Below are 16695 nucleotides of genomic sequence, written 5' to 3'. Positions count from 1 at the left end.
GGGCGGCTCGCCCGGAATCCGGACCCGCTGTGCTTATTCGTGGTCGCACGCGGGCATCAGAAGATCTAACAGCACGAAAGGCAATTGAATGCTTAGTTCCGCTCACTCCGATCCGAAGGACCTCGAAGCAATCGCCCGCAGCGGCGGGACTGTCCGCCGCATAGCGGCCCGAGTTCCTACGTATCTTACGGATGTGCGGGAGAACCCGGCTTGGCTGCCGATGTTCCTGTTGGCACGCGTGATGCCGTTCCGCAAGGCACATTGGCTAACCGCAAGACCCGTTGTGCGGGACAAGAGCGCTACGCCTTCCATTTTCGGCGACCTCCAGGCGGAAGCGATCGCGGCGGAACTGCGGAGAACCGGTATTTTTACGGGCCTGACCCTGCCGAGCCCAATTCAGGAGGCAATTGCACGCTTCGGGCACGAAACCCCTTGCTTTGGCAATTTCGAACGCAAGCTCGAGTTCCTGGCCGGCGATCATGCCGAAGCCGAGCGTCGCTTCGGCCGCACTATTTTGAGCGGCCATCATTATGAGCGGATTATGCAATGCGACGCCGCCGTAGCCGTGCAGCACGACCCGCTGCTTCTTAATGTGGCAAGGCACTATCTCGGGGGCGAAGCCAGATTGATCACGACGCGGACGTGGTGGAGCTTCCCGACGAAGAGCGCCTCAGAAGCGGATCTGAGCCGTGCTTCCTTCAAGTTCCACTTCGATCTCGATGATTGGCGGATGCTGAAGTTCTTCTTCTATCTGTCCGACGTCGATGCCGATTCCGGCCCGCATGTCTACGTGCGCGGCAGCCACAATCGTCGCCGTTTGAAACATCAGCTGACGCTACTCGTCGGGCATCCGGCGGAGGATGTGCTGGCTTTCTACGGTGAAGAAAACGCCATCACTTTAACCGGGAAGGCGGGCACAGGCTTCGTCGAAGATCCGTTCGGCTTCCACATGGGCACTTTGGCAAAAGAAAAGCCGCGTCTGATGATGGAGATCGGATTTGGCGTCTCGAAACCATCAAAGCGCCGATACCACGGTGAGCCAGTCATTCGGTAATGTCCGCCGTGCGGCCGCGATCATGCTGATCCAATGCTTAGGGTTCCAAAAATGGAACCTTAACAGCTATACAGGACTATGGCTGCTCGGCCATAGTGACTCGCCTGCCAGTTCTACTGGATCGTGAACGAAAAAATCAACTCAAGGAAAAGTGCCGGCGCAAACGCCTCATCAAGGCGGAAGCAACAGTAGAACGCGATAGGTCACGGGAGGGATACCGTCGCGAGATAAACATGGAGAAATGCATGCTTATTGCGAACCCTGGACAGAAAAAAGCGGAGCCCAAGGCTGTTGATATGCATGTCGGCCATCGAATTCGCATGCGGCGTGTTTGGATGTCGATGACACAGACGACCCTTGCCGATCAAATCGGGGTGACGTTTCAGCAGGTGCAAAAATACGAGAAGGGCATCAACCGAGTCGGAGCGAGTCGCTTGCAACAGATCGCCGACGCGCTGGACGTGCCGCCATCGTACTTCTTCGAAGAAGTGCCTGGGGCCGGCACGAACGGCTTCGATCGCGGCGCCGTGCAATACCAACTTCAACCTGAAATTATCGACTTCGCGGCGAGCGACGAGGGACTCGCACTGATTAGGGCCTTCACCCGTATCGGGGATGCGAGCGTTAGAAGACAAGCCATTAGTTTTCTAAGGGCTGTCGCGGATCGGGATGGATGAAGATCAGGCTTCGGGATCTGAGAAGCCAAGGAATGAGCAACATTCAACATAGCCCTGCCGAACGCCGGAGGTAGTCTGCAATGGCAATTTTCGGAAGGTCATGATCTGATCAGGCTCTACCGGCTTTGGCGGTACTTTCAAGTCGGTAGGATCCTGAAGATTGCAAGGCGGAATTTCCCTCTGTTGTCTTGGTAGTCGATTGGCGGCTGGCCGGCTCCATGAGGTACTTCGGGCTCCTCTGTCCCGTTTCTGAGCCCAAATTCTGATCCTCCTGCTTCATCTGGCGAAAATATACGCGAACAGGCCCGTTATCGGCACAACAACGAAGGCCATGATGGCATCAAGGACCCTGCTTTCGCTAAACCAGGAGGAGCAACTTCTAAATGCCACCAGGTTGGAGGCGGCAGGAGCGCATGCGCTGCCAAGAAGATCCCGCGGAAGCGGTTCCGACAGCCGCATCCTGGGCAGTGCGCGCAACCCATTCCTTTGAAATCGCAAGAGCGCTCTGCGGCGACAAGCGCTCCCTGCGCCCCCGAATTCTCGGCGACAGAACGGTGCGGTCGAAAATGCCAGAAATGCATCAGCTCTTGCTAACTGGGGATACTAATGTCTTCACCTTTGCTCAGCAGCAGCTTGTGACCTTGTTCCTGAACTGAGCTCACTGTCGCGAAGTGCCTTGGTTACCGGACGCTGGCTGTACTGGCGTATTTGTGCGAACGCGGGTCAACCGCAACCCTTCAGAGGCCACCTGCACCCGGCATATCTTCTCCAAAGGGCCTGAAAACGCATGTCTTCTATCCATAGTGCCAATAGGTTTCATCCAAATAATAAATTTTGCCAATCCGAGACAATGTTGCATGAAGTCAATCAGACCAGACCGGAGGTGATAACAGCGGTTTGAGCGTCCCGGGCGATGTACCCAGGTCAGACTCAGCGGCCGCATGTAGTTGTTTCATGCAGAGAAAGGAGCTCGTGATGAAGCTTTCGCCTCCCGCTTCGCCGGTCATTGCAGGGACCGACCCGCGGTTTATCCGGTAACCGCTTTCGGCGAAACCGCGGATGAGAAGCGGTCATCGTTAACTAGCGTCCGGCACTTCCTTAGTCAGTACAGAGGGGCAATGGTGAAAACAGGACAGGTTCAACCATGCGATGGCAATACTTCCGAAGCAGACAGCCGGCAATGTGCGGCCACTCAAGGTGATCTCACCACAACCGCAGCCGATAACTTGAGGCGAGCGCGGCCGTTGTCCGCGGGCTTTACCGGCAATCAGAGCCTCGCCACAGTCCTCCGGGCAACATCGCTGGGCCAGATTCTGGACAAGTGGGCTGCCGAAGAGGGGCAAGGGGAAGATGAGGCTCGGCAAGAGGCGGTGAGACGAATCAGTGCTTGGGTGGATGCCGGCGATCTCGACGCAGCGCTGAACCTGTCATGTCTGCGCCTTAGGACCCTGCCCGCCGCGTTGCCGGCCGGGCTCCAGCACCTCAATGCCGACTGTAACGAGTTGACCAACCTGCCGGCCGAGCTCCCGGTCGAGCTTCAGACGCTCAACGCCAAGTACAACCAGTTGACCAGCCTACCCGACCCCCTCCCGGCCGGACTCCAGACCCTCGAGGTCAGCTACAACCGGCTCACCAGCCTGCCCGATGTCCTACCGCCTACGCTTCGGTGGCTCGACGCAGGAGAAAACCAGTTAACCCGCCTTCCAGACAATCTCCCGTCCGAGCTTCAGACGCTCAACGCCGACGGCAATCAACTGACCAGCGTTCCCCTCAACCTCCCGGCCCTGCTCCATACTCTCAACGCCGACAGCAATCGGTTGACCAGCCTTCCCGACAATCTCCCGGCCGGGCTCCAGACACTCAACGCCAGCGGCAATCAACTCACCAACCTTCCCGGCGATCTCCCGGCCGGACTGCAGACGCTCGGCGCCGCCGGCAACCGGCTGACCGGTCTTCCAAACAACCTTCCGGCTGGGCTCCGGAGGCTCAACGCCAGGTGCAACCTGTTGATCAGGCTGCCCGATAAATTGCTGGCACAGCTAGGCTCCGGGTGCATGGTTTTCCTGGAATCTAATCCGCTGCCCAAGCAGGTGCGAACGAACCTGGCGGCAGCCATGAATGCAGCAGACTATAGAGGCCCGCGGGTCTTTCTCTAGGGGACCGAATACGGAGGTAGATCCAACGTGTGGTTACCCGAGGTAGTGGCGGACTGCTCGGCCGGCGACCCCGGAAATGGCCGCAAGAGCCGGCCGCCTGGGAGTGTGCGCGCTTACTCGGCGTGAACGCCGGCAAAGGACGAGTTTAGGCACAGGATGGCCGAGGACTGGCAGGCGCCCGCCAGTCCCAGTAGATACCCACAAGGCGATCATCCAGGCATGCCTGCATCTCGGCCTCAACTGGCTGGCTCAGTGCGATTTGGTAAAGCATTACCATGCTGTGGCCGTTTGGCCAGGAGGATGTGAAGTGCACCGTTCGGGCGGATCATCGCTGGCACTCACGTATCAACGGACATTGAAGGTCGGAAACCATACGCTGTCGCACTACGGCGTATCGAGAACAGCCGATAAGTTGAGTTGACGTTCGGGTATGTCCCCGACTTCACAATCACCGATTTAAGGTCATTCACAGCTCCGAATCGCTCGAGAAGGTCGTCACGGGCATTAGTGCCGAACCCTAGAAGGATTTTGCCTCTTTCCGTAAGAAATTCTCGGCCTTCCGACAGAAATCTCTCGAGCAGGCCGTAGCTGGGATCAAATGCTCCACGCTCAAGGTCATCCAGCTCGAAATCTGCCGGAGCGAAGTTCCAAGGGTGGTTCCAAAATATAATGTCGAATTTCCTGCCAGGAGGAATGTTACTGAAGATATCGCTTTCGATGACGCCGACATTCTTGATGCCGTTTCTTGCGGCATTCTCCAACGTGTTCGCGACTGCCTTCGGATTGATATCGCAGGCTAGCAACGACAGCGCACCAGTCTTTGCCAACAAGAGGCCCGGGAGACCGAACCCGCAGCCGATTTCCAAAATCGTCTTTCCAGTGAATGGAGGGAAGTTTTCGCTAAACCAACGCCAACTTTGGAAATCTTCAGGAGGAAAAACGCCTTCTCGTACGATCAAATCGAGCCCGAACTCCCGCATCTTCCGCGGGAAAGTTCTCTGTTGACTAGTCCTGAGTACTGTCCTGATTCTATCGAGTTCCTCATACGTTCTCTCCGAAGACGCGGAAATACTGTTGAGTTTTTCAACCGTTTTCTGGCAATCCTGCAGTTGACGAGTGATTGCTAGAAATATATTCAGCAGGCGATCTAGGTGTCTTCGCATGACTGTAAACATTGCGCTCCTACAATACCGTTTGGCGCCGGAGATTATGTCTTTTGGCATGCCTGTTTCTTTTGTCGACATGCCTAGGACAGCTACGATTTACTACACATTTTAGTAAGACGCTTGTATCTTCCCTGCTAGAATTGAACTATGCTCCAACCAACGCTAGCAATTCACGAAGGATGCCATTCCGGACCTTCCGGGAAGTCGTGGGTGGTCGACATCGAGCTGCTCCGCTCCCGAGGGAAGTCAGTGCCTACAAGAAGCAAGCGCTGTGCCCACCGGAGAAGTCTCTGTGGAAGCTATCACGGGATTGAATACGCCCCTTCGGACGCCCGCGTAATACAGGGTATTCCCCTGTTGCCAGTTGCAGGCGCAGCGATCGAAGTTGTCATCGGTGACGTTGTCGTGTGTGCCGGCACTGACGTCGATGAGGCGCACTTGGTTTCATCTGGCCAGCAATCTAATGCTGTAGCTATCGAACGGGACTGCGGTGGATAGCGGCTGGGCAGGTTCCACAGCGACAAGGGCGCTAACGAGGGGTCTCGGGAAGACGCCTCGCCTCCAAGCAGGAGGCTTGTCTGCTCGAAAGGATTGTAAACTGGCCGCTCTCCTATCACGGCACGTGGTAGGCTCGCTATGCGCCAGACACCATCAGCGGGATGCTCAAGGCGGTATGCGCGTGATCGAGGATTTCGAAGGTGTATTTCCCATCCGGACACACACTAACTGAGTAGCTCAACCGGTCGCGGATGTGATTGTTCTCATCGAACGTGAGGACCTTCGGCTTCAACGAGGTGATCTGGCGTTCGTCGAGATAGACGGAGTTGCAAATGATGATCTGGTCACCTGGCTGACAGGTACGTGCCGCGGCTCCGTTAAGAATGCAGCACCTTGAGCCGCGTTCGCCAAGGATAACGTAAGTGGAGATCCGTGCGCCGGAATTCTTGTTCCAGATTTCAACGAACTCCATGGGCAGTATGCCGGCTTCCTCGCAATGATCCGGATCCAGCGTAATCGATCCGTGATAGTTGAGATTTGACTCGGTCACATGGATGCCATGCAATTTGCCCGCGACCAGCTTTCTCAATTACTTCACCTTCACTTCCGTCGTCGCTCTAATGGACAAAGTTTGCAAGTCGAGGGTTCCTCGCCGCAGTCCAGGCTTGGCTCGCATTGCTCGTCCAGCCATGGCGGCAATCTTAAGGTGGACCTTGCTTATGCGGCAGCAAACCGCTCAAGCATCCTCTTGAGCTGCGCGTTCTGCGCACGAAGCTGTTCAGCCAAAAGCCTCTTAAGCCGCCTATTTTCTACGTCAAGGGCCGCGAGTTCCTCGAAAGAAATCAGATGATTTGCGGTGTCGTACTGCCTGCTTCGATCGCTGTATACAGGCCCCGAAGTAGGGGTGATTGCGTTCATATGTGCCGTGCGCGTTCGAGAAGTGCCACGTGATGCTCTTCGCGGCTGCGATGCCGGCTGGCTTTCCGGCGCTTGCGCAACAGTTTCGGCTGCCGGACCTTCCGCCTCGGGCTGCTCGGACACTTCGACTCCTGCTTCCGAAACCGCGGACACTGCTGGTGGGGCGACTTCGATGTTGTCTGCGCCCTCGCTGGCAGAGCCTGCATTTAACGGCTCAGCCGGCGTGATGTCGTCGGTGTCTGGCGTGACAGGTGCTTCAGTTGAATTGAACAGGTGCGACGCCTCATCTTCTACTGCGCGGGCCAACGCCTTGAGGTCTGTGTCGCCCCAGATTGAGTTCGTCTTCGTCTTTGGTTGTCGGCGCGCCGACTTGAATTCAACAACGAAGTTCCGTTGTGGCACTTTCATATACCTGCACCCTGGTAATTCCTGAAACCAACACTAATCGGCGCCGCTGCGCTCGCCGGCGGACCCATATATCTCCTCACCGCGCGCTTCAACTAACAAGCGCGCGAGCGCGTCGACTTGTCTCTCGCGCCACCGCGTAGTCGAAATGCGTCTGACAGCCGTTCTGCAGAAAAATTCGAGGCCAGCCCCAATTACGCCTGTCACGCGGGATTGGGACGATTGAGGAAACTGAGCGCCTGCGCAGCCTGAATCATATCTAATCCAGGCCGAGCCTCTTGCGCAGTTCGGCATTTTCCGCGCGCAACTTTTCCGCCAGAATTTTGCGAAGCCTCTGATTCTCCTCCTCAAGCTGGACGAGATCTGCCAATTCATCTCCAGCCGGAAGGGGCTTCTTGTCTCCTTCATCAGCGGACTTTGCAGCCTTTTTCCACTGATAGTAGGTTTGTTCCGATATGCCGGCGCTCTTGATAGCTTCCTTAAGTGTGCCTTTGCCTTCGGCGACCTGCGTTTCGATCAGCTTGAGCTTCTCGCTTTTTTCTGGTTCGCTATACTTCCTGATTTTAGCGGCCGGCTTTGCGGCAGTTCGAACCGGTTCGGCAGCGGTCTTCTGACGCCGTGGCGACCTCTGCTTCTTACCCGTCGGTTTCGCTTCGGCATTCGTCTCTGCAACCGCAGAGATCTGCCCTGTATTACTCTCGTCAGCCATCCCTAGACCCTCCTTAGCCATCGTCTGTTGTCGGCTGAGTGAACTACAGAGTCAACAGAACCGTCAAACTCCTATTTTTCGCATGGTTGATCTTGGGTCCGTGCCGATATGAGGCTGTGGAGCGGCCACCTGTCCGCCCTGATCGGCGCCAACGCTGAAATGCTGGGGGACGTTTGGTAACGGAGGTCCGTTCTGGTCTCTATCACCGGCTGGACGGTCCAGGGTTGATCGACACGGGAACTTGGTAAGTGGCCCTTGTGCGAGCGATCCGGCAGTACTTCGATCGCCCCGCAGCGATGGCAGCCAACGTGGATACTCAGCCGCAGACGATTGGCAGCGGCTCTTCCGGATGACGGCCGATCCGTGTGACATGGATGCAACATGTTAGGAGATGGCGAACCGGGAATGATTTCCAATCGCGCCGGATCAGGTTAAGCGGACGCGTTGTTCTCTTCGATGGCGAACGCCACTTGCAGCTCCATCTGTACCGCGTGCATGAATAGGCCGGCTTGGCGCGATATCTCTTCCTCGACAATGCCCGACCTTCTGAGCGCGGCGGCAAAGTCGGTCATCTCAGACCGCCAGAAACGGTTTGCTTGCTCTCCATGGAGCCTCTGGAGGGCTTCTGCGCAGCGTTTGACATCGCCCATGCGCCGATTAGCCGGGAACTGCAGAACCGTCATGCTGTCTCCATCATTGCCAGGCGAATCGCCTGAGGATATGGCCACAATCGCCGCCAGTCCTTCATAAAGATTAAACAGATTGCTCATGCCGGCTCAACGAAACGCGAAACCACGCGACATGAATCGGTGCAAAAAATAGCGGAAACAAAAAACCCGCCTCATTCGCGAGACGGGCCAGTGTGGCAAATTCAGCTTTATGACTTGATTGGGTTGAATGCCGCGACGGGCAACGGGCATTCCTAAACCTCGGCCAGCCAGGCGTCAGGCTGGTAGGAAAACGGAACGGCTAAGGCTGTATTCCCGCCGACGGCCCTCACACAGCTAGAACCAAGTCTCAGGTGATGCGGATCGAGCGGCCGTCGGACTCATCCCGCCACTTGATCGTCCAGCGCTCGCCCAACGGCCTTGTAATTGATACGCTTGCGGTACCAACCGCTTCTCTTGAAGTATGTCTTAGTTCTTGCTTCTCGGTCGAGGTCTACCATTGACCACCTAATCTCGTGGCATTTCTCGCGTATTTGGTCGATGGCCACGTGCGCCCCGTGGGTTTATAGGCGGGCTTCTCGCGTCGGAATCCGTGATATCGGGCGGCCTGGCTAATGTTCACCCACGTCGAATGTGGGAATGCAGCACAGATTTCTTCCTGCGAACTTTTTGGGTACATGCGGCGAAGTTTTGACATCTCTGCCGCCGCTGTCCAAAAATGGATTTGCTTAGACAAGCCCGATCTTATCCGCTTCATTTCGATACCCCTTGGCGTCCGGTGCGGTCGTTTTCGAGCGATTTCCTGCGGGTGGTGATGGCGAAGGATATCTATTTCCTCGTCGGTCCATAGCTTGTCACCGTTTATGGTCGCGCCCTCCCGTTGTGCTCTTCGGCGGTTGCGCTCGGATATCGCGGCGCCGCGAGCATGAAACGAGAGCAACATGCATCGATCCTCCTTGCCAGCATTTCAGCGAAGGGCGCCTGAGTCGCGAATTCACAAATTGCGTTTTCCCCACCAATGATCCAAATCAAGCCATGAGCCTCACCACCCAATTCATTGCCGAGCTGATCAGAGCCGCCAACGAAGCGGACAGGCTGACGCCGTTCGAAGTCAAGCGGCTCATCAACCGCTCGATCGCGGCAATACGCGACATGCGCGAGGAGATCGGGATACCAAGCAGCAACCGAGCGAAGGATGTTGTGATTGATCTTCAGGCGGCGGCCCGAGCGGATAGCCTCTCCGCTGCAGAGATCAGAGACACTCTCATCGATGCCGCCGATGTGATTAGGACGTTGAAGATTCTGCTTGATGGCAAGGAATGAAATGCGTTTACCCTGCCCCGTGTTTTTTGAAGAGGCGTAGCGGAAACGTGGAATCGGACTTCCTCTCTGGTGAAAGCGTAGATAGCGTCTCTGCGTAGCTGATTCTCTTCGGCTGCGTCCCCGCATCCAAGGAAGGCAACTGGATGTGGGACTTGCCCCGCCCTCGCGCGGGGCTTTTTCGTGGCCAGAGGAGGCTAGGCGACGGGATGCGCTGGCAAGCCAGCAATCGTGTTCGCCCACGGAACGTGTTATGAATGTCCATGCCTGAAGGCGAGCAGCACTACGAGTTTTCTGAATTCTCCGGCGAATTTGTCGACGACGACGTGACCGTCATTTTGCGCATTTTCCGTCCCGCCGGCACAAACTCCGACTGGACGCTCGAGGTGTTCGACGAGGAAGGAAACACTACCGTCTGGAATGACACCTTCGACACCGATCGAGAGGCATTCGAAGAATTTCTGGCCACCGTTCAGCGTGATGGCATGCGGGGCTTTCTAGACGAGCCGGTGCAGAAATTGCGTTGACACCTGAACGCGCTAACCGACGAGGCGCGTGAGTGGTAGTCCCTGATGCCGTGACATGAAGGAACCCCTCACCGTCCGCCGCCGTTTTCCGTCATACGCACGGAGGAAGTCATGGCAACCAAGGACACCAATGCAAAACCGGAACAGGCGACGCCTGCCGACGTCCATCAACCCGCGGACCGCAAGAAGCATCAGGATGAGGAGTCGATTGCACCGTCTACGGTTCAGCCACCTGGCGCTAAGGACACGAGCGAAAAACCGAAAGTGAATCCGGTTACAGGTGGGACGGCATAGGTCTGCCGGCGGCATTCCGCTGCGCACGGCACCGACCGAACGCGTCAAGCAATTGTCACGCTGTCGTCACGACGGCTAAGAGGTAGCAATCTCGCCATTGACCACGGATGTACTGGCAATGGCTGCAGGAAGGTCGGGGTTGCCCGGCCTTTTTGTTGCCTACTGCTCGTGACATGCCAATCTATGCGACTACAAGATGTGGTGGGAGAGACGACGTGGCCAGAAGCAAGGAACACATCGATAACCTCTTGAGATTGCGTCAGGAATTGGTCGAGCGTCGACGCGCGGTTGCCAGCAATAACGAGCCAGGGGAGATCGTGGCAACTGCAAAGGGCGTGATTGAATTTCAGATGAGCATCGAGGCGATCGATCGAGCCATAGACGATGAAAGAAGACTACACGGGGCTCCAGTACCCCGATCGGGCGGCGCCCCTAATCCTTGACCGCGACTTGCACTGTGACAGCCTACGGCCTGTCGGTTGCAGTGCGTGGGGTAGGAGATCATTCGTGGATTTAGCGTATCCTGGGGACGCGGCGAGCTTTGACGACATTCTTGAGTTAGCGGGGCATTACAGGATGGCCGCTAAATTGCTTGGCGAACACGCGCCGCGGGGTAAGCAATTATCCCACGCTCCCCGCCGGCTTCTGGCCCTCCACTCGATTGAGCTGCACCTGAACGCGTATCTGCTCACTAGAGGGTACGACTCCAAGTCCCTTCGCGGCCTTCAACACGATGTCAGCGAACGAGCGCGAATGGCGATTGATGCAGGCCTACTCTTGCGCAAGCGCACAGAACAGCACTTGCTGAACCTGTCATCTAGCAGAGAATACCTCGTCACCAGATACGGCCCTGAAATGACCGCCACCTTGTCGCAAGTGAACCGAGTTATGGCAACGCTCGACGAGTTGTCGCTGAAGATAGGGAAGATCTTGCACGGGCGCGGCGCGCCTACTGCTTCGGCCGGGCGGCCACGCTAGGGGCTGAGGATCGAACGCGTAGCTCGGGGATCACCGACAGATTACGATGCCCAGTCGTAAAAGGCACTGGGCTTCCCCGCAGCGGTTCAGCGATTGGGTGGAGGCGACCCTTTACGGGAAGCTGGAGGACTTAAGCGAGATTTCTATTCCTGCTGCCTACCAGGGCGGTCGAAATGCTGTCTCGGGCGCCAACCGCGATCTCCGCGGCTCCAGATAACATCATCACCAGAAAGTCACGGGCTTAGCGATTGCCAAGTTTCCGTTCTCGTTGATGTAGGTGAATTGATCGCCGAACTGTCGATGAATAGCATAGACGGCAAACTCTTGCTCAAGCATTCCATTTTCTCGGACTTGCTCCAGCATCCACTCAGCTGCAGCAGCGGCCGTCATTTCTTCGGATCGTCTTTCGCCAGTTGGAGTGCGTCCCGGTGAAAGTAGGCCTTTTCATTCTCCCCCGAACCAAGACGTATTGAACGGCAACGGCCAACGCGGAAACGGGCTGCTTCTAAACCCCATCTATGCCGGCAAGCTGATATGGAACCGGGTCCACATGGTCAAGGATCCGTCGAGGGGGCGCCGCATCTCCCGGATCAATCCTGAGACAGAATACGGGGAAAGCGATTCTCATCAGCTCATCCATTGGGTCGCAAGAGAACGATGGGTGACCACAGGTAGCGCCCGACCCGCTTCGGTAGTAGCCTCGCCCGGCGCCGGTAACCCGCAATTGCGCTTGGCCGAGCATGTGCTAAGTCTGTATGCGGGATATGGGGACAGAAGAATGAATGGCGCAGAAGCGAAATATGCGATCCTGCTGAACATCCTCGACAGGATCATACAAGATGGGGCCGTCGCCGGACGTCGCTCCATTTATCGAACTGCCAGCAGCACTCCGGGGGATCGAGACCAAGCAAGGGCGCGTGCGTATATTCATCTATTTTTGGAGGCGAAATACGGCCTCTATGACTTCGACGAGCGCGAGAAGCAGATCACAGAATCTTCCTACGACGGCGGCGTCGACGCATTCCACGTCGACGACGAGGAGAAGGTAGTTGTCCTCGTTCAATCGAAGTTCCGAACGAATGCCCAGAACTTTGCTGAAAAACATATTTCAATCGGCGAGGTTTCACGAATCGACGCTGATCGGATTCTCCGAGGTGAGACCGAGGATGCTGCTGGCAACCCCTACAGCGGGCACATAAAAGGCCTACAGCGGCGGTTACAGTCCATCCCTGACATAGCAAAATATAGCTATAAAGTCGTTCTACTAGCCAATGTGCGGGAGGACGAAAAGCTGGCGGTCGCAAAGATTCTCTCGGATTTTGAGACCGAAGTGTACGATTTCCGGCGCTGCTATGAGGAACTCGTTATTCCCGTTCTACGGGGCGAGCAAACGTATTTCGCCGATCTTCGCTTCAATATCGACATGAGCAACAAGTCGGCGGGCAGTCGGCTTTGTGCGAAAATCGCGACGGAGCACGGCCCCGTCAACATCGATGTAATCCTGGCGCCAACTCTTGAAATCGCCAGACTGATGTCTCGCTACCGGAACTCGATCCTGCGCTATAATCCGCGCTCATACCTGGAATTCAGCCAGCAATCGACGAACCGGTTGATCCGCGAGAGCATCACCGAACGGACCTCGGGCGAGTTTGCGCTTCTTAATAACGGCATTACGATCCTTTCGGATGAGACCTACGTCTCGGAAATGATTGGCCAAAAAGATGCGGCCCTAGTAGCGCTACGCAATCCGCAAATCATCAATGGCGGCCAGACCGCTTTCACATTGAGCCGAATATACGACGAGATATCAGACGTCGAACGCGCCACGATGTTCGAGGACAAGGAAGTAGTAGTTCGCATCATAACGCTTCCTAATATCGACACGAAAAAGAAGCTGCGGCTGATTCAGGAGATCTCATCGGCAACCAACTCGCAAACGCAGGTCGGCGCTGCGGACAGAGTCGTTGTCAACGATGAGCAACGCGGTCTGGCAAGGCGAGTTTTTCTGGCTCACGGTCTTCTATACGAACACAAGCGCGGAGAATACGCGGACGCTGTTCAAAAGGGGTTTGTCGGCCGCCATTCGATCATAGAGCGATCTATATTCCTCCGGCTCATGCTCTTGGCAAATGGCGACTATGCCAAAGCGACCCGATCGAAGAGTGTTAAGAAGGGGGAAGGCTTCAAGGATCTAGTTGCAACCGGCGACGTGATTGATCGCTTCGGAAGGATACATGCCGTCTTTGGCTCGGTAAGACGACTTCGATCATTCAAGCCGAGCAATATCAGCGAGACTTTGGCCATGGTAGAAGCCGTGTTAGCGGCAATGGAACTAGGTCTCCTCCCCGACGGCACGGCAATAGACCCCTACGCAGAACGCCTTGAGCAGATATGGCCGAGCCTCGTCGCCTGGTGCCTGGATCATTACCCGCGTCACAAGAGGCATTCTGATGTACACAAGTTTGGCGCCGTCAGACACTGGGCGAAGTCGCCAAACTGTCCAAAGGCAATCCGAGCTTATCTAAAGACTTTCGGTCTTGCACCTCCAGCCAGGGCAGAGACCCTTCCTCCCAACGAAGCCATGCTTGCTTCCCCTATGGTATGACATAATCGGCCGGCAGGACCGGGAGTCGCGAGGCGACGCCCTTCTCAGTGCTCACTTATCCTCGCAAGTGATCTAGGCACCTCTTGCACGCAAGAATGCGATACTTATCTGGGGTTGGGCTATGGGGCACCGGAGTCAATAATGCGTTGTAGTTGAGTTCTTTCGGGGAGCGCCTCGCTGCTCCGTCGGCCGGTCTCTACCCGCGCCTTCTCCGTCACATCGTCAGCAGTTGCGTGACCTGGTCGAGGATCGGGCGCGTTCGGCTGCGGCCACAATTCCGGCTGATCCGAGCGTGGCTTGACGATCATGCGATCATGAGGCCAAGCGTTTCCCTGAACGGGGCTAACGGTTTAACCTTTTCCATAAATACGGAACAAATCACCCATGAAAAGGGAGACCCGGCCAGGGTCCCCCCTTTCACGTGGACAAACCGTTACCGGCCCTCCGGTCAGCGCCGATCCCCTCACCCGAGGGCACGAAGTACGACTTTTTCCACGGCTGGGAGGGTCGGCCGCTGCGGAACGCCGGCGAGTTCACCTATCAGAGCGACACGCTTTCCGGCGATGCCGAGAGCGGCTACGTCATGACCATCTTGGCGGGGGCCTCGGATTTCATCGACGCCGACAAGGCAGCGGAGACCGAGCACTTCAACGACATGCCCGCCGGCGAAAATCTTCCAGTCGCTGCGGGCCGCCGAGCGGGCGCTTGTCCATCCCGATATCGCGTCGGTGCCTCTGCCCTATCGGCTTCACCTCAACCAATCACTGAGCGGCTTCGCAAACGAGCTGGCGGAAGAACTCGGCACGCTGAAGTTCGCTAATGGCAAGCTGCTTGTCCCGAAACGCAACAGCGGTCAGAACGCGAACGGGCGGCAGCTGCCGACAACCACCATTCCCTTCCAGAGCCAGCACGCCTTCGACATCTCCAGCGAAGGACGCGGTCGCTACAGGGAGATCGGAGCCTCCTTTTTTGATCCTTTGAAGGGCGTTCAAAAACTCTTCAATGCGACCTCGGTCGGCAAGGCTTCCCGCTTCCTGGGCCTTCACCCGGCGCGAAGCGCGGAACTGGCGCGCGGTAGCATCACCGGCAGTTTCGACACGGACGGCAGCGACGAGGCGGTGGCGGGCGCGCCTGGCCCGATTTCCTCGATCGCTACGATCGGCCGGGCACTCTATTCCACCTCGACCTGCCCTACTTCGGCAGCGAGGATGACTACGAAAAGGCGCTCTTCGGCCGCGACCAGTTCTCGGCCATGGCGAAGCGTTTGAAGAGGCGGCTCCAAGGCCGCTTCATCCTGTCGATCAATGACGTGCCGGGGATCCGCGGGACGTTTGCCGACTTCGGTTTCATGAAGGGGAGCTGACCTACTCGGTCGGTGGCGGGAAAGGGTCGGCGGCGCCGGAATTGATCATCACCGGCGGCACCGCTTGAAATCGACGGCGGGGCCCCCAATTCTAACGCAGCTATGCGTTCGAAACGGTTCCTTTATGGGAACGGGGCCAGCCAAGCTGAATGAAGAAGCGAGCATGAGGAGCTGCAGTGGGCCATCCCCCTGCAGCTCTGCTCATCTCTACAACAGAGCAGGTTTTGCTGGAGCGCATTGATGAGTGAGACGGCGATGCAAGCGAGCAACCACTGGGGTGTGGAGTTAAACGTCATTGAGCCCGACAGGGATATTTGGACGTCCCTGCTGAAGCCACCGTTTGACCCCTATATCGAAGAAATCCATGATGAGGGCGCGTCTTACCTAGCTGTTCGTTCAAGTGCCTTCGATGGCCTCACGACGCAGTTAGACGTTCACACCAAGGCAAAGGGACTGATCAGGTGCCTCAATGCGGCAATGGCAGCTAATGCCGGCGCCGATCCCGTAACGCCGGGCGCAGTGGTCGAGTTCAGCCAGATCGGGAGTCCCAAGCGACATCAGTTTATTGAGGGCCAGAGCTTCACGAACCGCTCGCGCTTCTATCCAGCGGAACTGACGGTTCGAGACGCAGAGGGCAACATTATCGAAACGCCGCCTGTTGCCTCGAAGGCCCAAGACTGGATGCGGGCTGCCGCGCACCATCCCGCCGTGGCCTCTGCGATGGAGTATCTCTCTGACAACTCGGGATGGGGTGCTCTATACAATGCGTACGAGGCGCTAGACAGTAGCGGCCTTGCACTGAAAGCAGTGACTGGCAATAAGCGGAGATTGTTCACTCAGACAGCAAACGCGCTGGAACGACACAGGAAAGGGAAAGTGCCGCTGCCTTCAAAGCCGATGCCGCTTTGGGAGGCGCGATCACTCATCACAGGGTGGCTCGCTTGTGCCGCCAATGAGGTGCTCCAGAGCCCTTCCGAATGAGGAACTGTTTCGTTGGTCCTTTACAAGGCTTCAAGCAGGCCTTTGAAGTCATTTTGTCAGGCCACCGGAAAACTCATTTTTCCGGTTTTGGCTGTCAAAATTCCGGAAAAATCGCGGCGCGCTACTTCGAGCCGAGGAAAAGCCGGAAAGCCTTACCGCATTGAAAATCAAGGGATACGTGTCCGGTTTAGTCAGCCCGGAACTGTCGTCTGCCAGGCGACAAGCTTGCTCAGCACGCGGTAGTTTCCGCTCTCCTCCAGAAGCCGCGCCATGTTTTCGACAGCGGGTCGTTTCGCGTCGCGTCGCTTCGATGAGGTTGGAAGCTTCATGACAACTTCGGTTGCCTCACACGGTGAGGAAAACATGTCAAGCTGTG

The 16695-nt window shown here is 56.7% G+C and carries 18 protein-coding genes; 11 read left to right on the top strand and 7 right to left on the bottom strand.

The genetic code is table 11. The annotated features are described in order from the left end of the window. Window positions 1-88: 88 nt before the first annotated feature. From QA637_RS29375 to QA637_RS29365, 3 genes are all read left to right on the top strand, one after another. A complete protein-coding gene (locus tag QA637_RS29375; protein ID WP_283067986.1) occupies window positions 89-1054 on the top strand; it encodes a phytanoyl-CoA dioxygenase family protein in 966 nt (321 codons plus the stop codon). Between the two features lie 245 nt (window positions 1055-1299). Then, window positions 1300-1731, top strand: coding sequence for a helix-turn-helix domain-containing protein (locus tag QA637_RS29370; RefSeq protein ID WP_283067984.1), 432 nt, complete (start codon window positions 1300-1302; stop codon window positions 1729-1731). A gap of 1118 nt (window positions 1732-2849) precedes the next feature. Then, window positions 2850-3887, top strand: coding sequence for a leucine-rich repeat domain-containing protein (locus QA637_RS29365; protein WP_283067982.1), 1038 nt, complete (start codon window positions 2850-2852; stop codon window positions 3885-3887). A gap of 338 nt (window positions 3888-4225) precedes the next feature. Here the strand turns inward: QA637_RS29365 and QA637_RS29360 are convergent, their stop codons facing one another. From QA637_RS29360 to QA637_RS29340, 5 genes are all read right to left on the bottom strand, one after another. Beyond that, complete coding sequence (locus tag QA637_RS29360) at window positions 4226-5062, bottom strand: methyltransferase (RefSeq protein ID WP_283067981.1); 837 nt, start codon at window positions 5060-5062, stop codon at window positions 4226-4228. Window positions 5063-5687: 625 nt separating this feature from the next. After that, entirely contained in the window at window positions 5688-6140 is a 453-nt protein-coding gene (gene panD, locus QA637_RS29355) for an aspartate 1-decarboxylase (protein WP_283067980.1), read from the bottom strand. 128 nt (window positions 6141-6268) lie between these two features. Then, a complete protein-coding gene (locus QA637_RS29350; protein ID WP_283067978.1) occupies window positions 6269-6877 on the bottom strand; it encodes an MreC domain-containing protein in 609 nt (202 codons plus the stop codon). Window positions 6878-7133: 256 nt separating this feature from the next. Then, the gene (locus QA637_RS29345) at window positions 7134-7583 is read right to left on the bottom strand and encodes a transposase (RefSeq protein ID WP_283067976.1); all 450 of its coding nucleotides are present in this window, start codon (window positions 7581-7583) and stop codon (window positions 7134-7136) included. A 431-nt stretch (window positions 7584-8014) separates the two neighbouring features. After that, the gene (locus tag QA637_RS29340) at window positions 8015-8353 is read right to left on the bottom strand and encodes a DUF6074 family protein (RefSeq protein WP_283067975.1); all 339 of its coding nucleotides are present in this window, start codon (window positions 8351-8353) and stop codon (window positions 8015-8017) included. A 933-nt stretch (window positions 8354-9286) separates the two neighbouring features. On the opposite strand from QA637_RS29340, the gene QA637_RS29335 reads away from it, so the two are divergent. From QA637_RS29335 to QA637_RS29315, 5 genes are all read left to right on the top strand, one after another. Then, window positions 9287-9574: a hypothetical protein gene (locus QA637_RS29335; RefSeq protein WP_283067973.1), complete on the top strand. Its 288-nt coding sequence runs from the start codon at window positions 9287-9289 to the stop codon at window positions 9572-9574. Between the two features lie 260 nt (window positions 9575-9834). Further along, window positions 9835-10098 (top strand): hypothetical protein, encoded by a 264-nt coding sequence (locus tag QA637_RS29330; RefSeq protein ID WP_283068043.1) that lies wholly within the window; start codon window positions 9835-9837, stop codon window positions 10096-10098. 111 nt (window positions 10099-10209) lie between these two features. Next, the gene (locus QA637_RS29325; RefSeq protein WP_180942236.1) at window positions 10210-10392 is read left to right on the top strand and encodes a hypothetical protein; all 183 of its coding nucleotides are present in this window, start codon (window positions 10210-10212) and stop codon (window positions 10390-10392) included. 215 nt (window positions 10393-10607) lie between these two features. Next, window positions 10608-10835, top strand: a complete 228-nt coding sequence (locus QA637_RS29320) for a hypothetical protein (RefSeq protein WP_283067971.1) — start codon at window positions 10608-10610, stop codon at window positions 10833-10835. Between the two features lie 64 nt (window positions 10836-10899). Then, on the top strand, window positions 10900-11370 hold the full coding sequence (locus QA637_RS29315) for a hypothetical protein (RefSeq protein WP_283067970.1): 471 nt from the start codon (window positions 10900-10902) through the stop codon (window positions 11368-11370). 222 nt (window positions 11371-11592) lie between these two features. Here the strand turns inward: QA637_RS29315 and QA637_RS29310 are convergent, their stop codons facing one another. Further along, window positions 11593-11760, bottom strand: a complete 168-nt coding sequence (locus tag QA637_RS29310; protein WP_283067969.1) for a DUF6953 family protein — start codon at window positions 11758-11760, stop codon at window positions 11593-11595. A gap of 160 nt (window positions 11761-11920) precedes the next feature. Here QA637_RS29310 and QA637_RS29305 point away from each other — a divergent pair, with 160 nt between their 5' ends. The 3 genes from QA637_RS29305 (at window position 11921) to QA637_RS29295 (ending at window position 16319) form a co-directional block, all read left to right on the top strand. Then, window positions 11921-13975, top strand: a complete 2055-nt coding sequence (locus tag QA637_RS29305) for an AIPR family protein (RefSeq protein ID WP_283067968.1) — start codon at window positions 11921-11923, stop codon at window positions 13973-13975. A 728-nt stretch (window positions 13976-14703) separates the two neighbouring features. Further along, entirely contained in the window at window positions 14704-15243 is a 540-nt protein-coding gene (locus QA637_RS30950; RefSeq protein ID WP_346283800.1) for a hypothetical protein, read from the top strand. A 335-nt stretch (window positions 15244-15578) separates the two neighbouring features. Continuing rightward, window positions 15579-16319: a hypothetical protein gene (locus QA637_RS29295; RefSeq protein WP_283067967.1), complete on the top strand. Its 741-nt coding sequence runs from the start codon at window positions 15579-15581 to the stop codon at window positions 16317-16319. Between the two features lie 191 nt (window positions 16320-16510). Here QA637_RS29295 and QA637_RS29290 read toward each other — a convergent pair whose 3' ends face one another. Beyond that, the gene (locus QA637_RS29290; RefSeq protein ID WP_283067966.1) at window positions 16511-16648 is read right to left on the bottom strand and encodes a hypothetical protein; all 138 of its coding nucleotides are present in this window, start codon (window positions 16646-16648) and stop codon (window positions 16511-16513) included. Window positions 16649-16695 lie beyond the last annotated feature (47 nt).

Origin of the sequence: Sinorhizobium terangae (assembly GCF_029714365.1) — a bacterium.
Lineage (GTDB): Bacteria > Pseudomonadota > Alphaproteobacteria > Rhizobiales > Rhizobiaceae > Sinorhizobium > Sinorhizobium terangae.
This window is presented reverse-complemented; position numbering and strand designations above follow the sequence as displayed.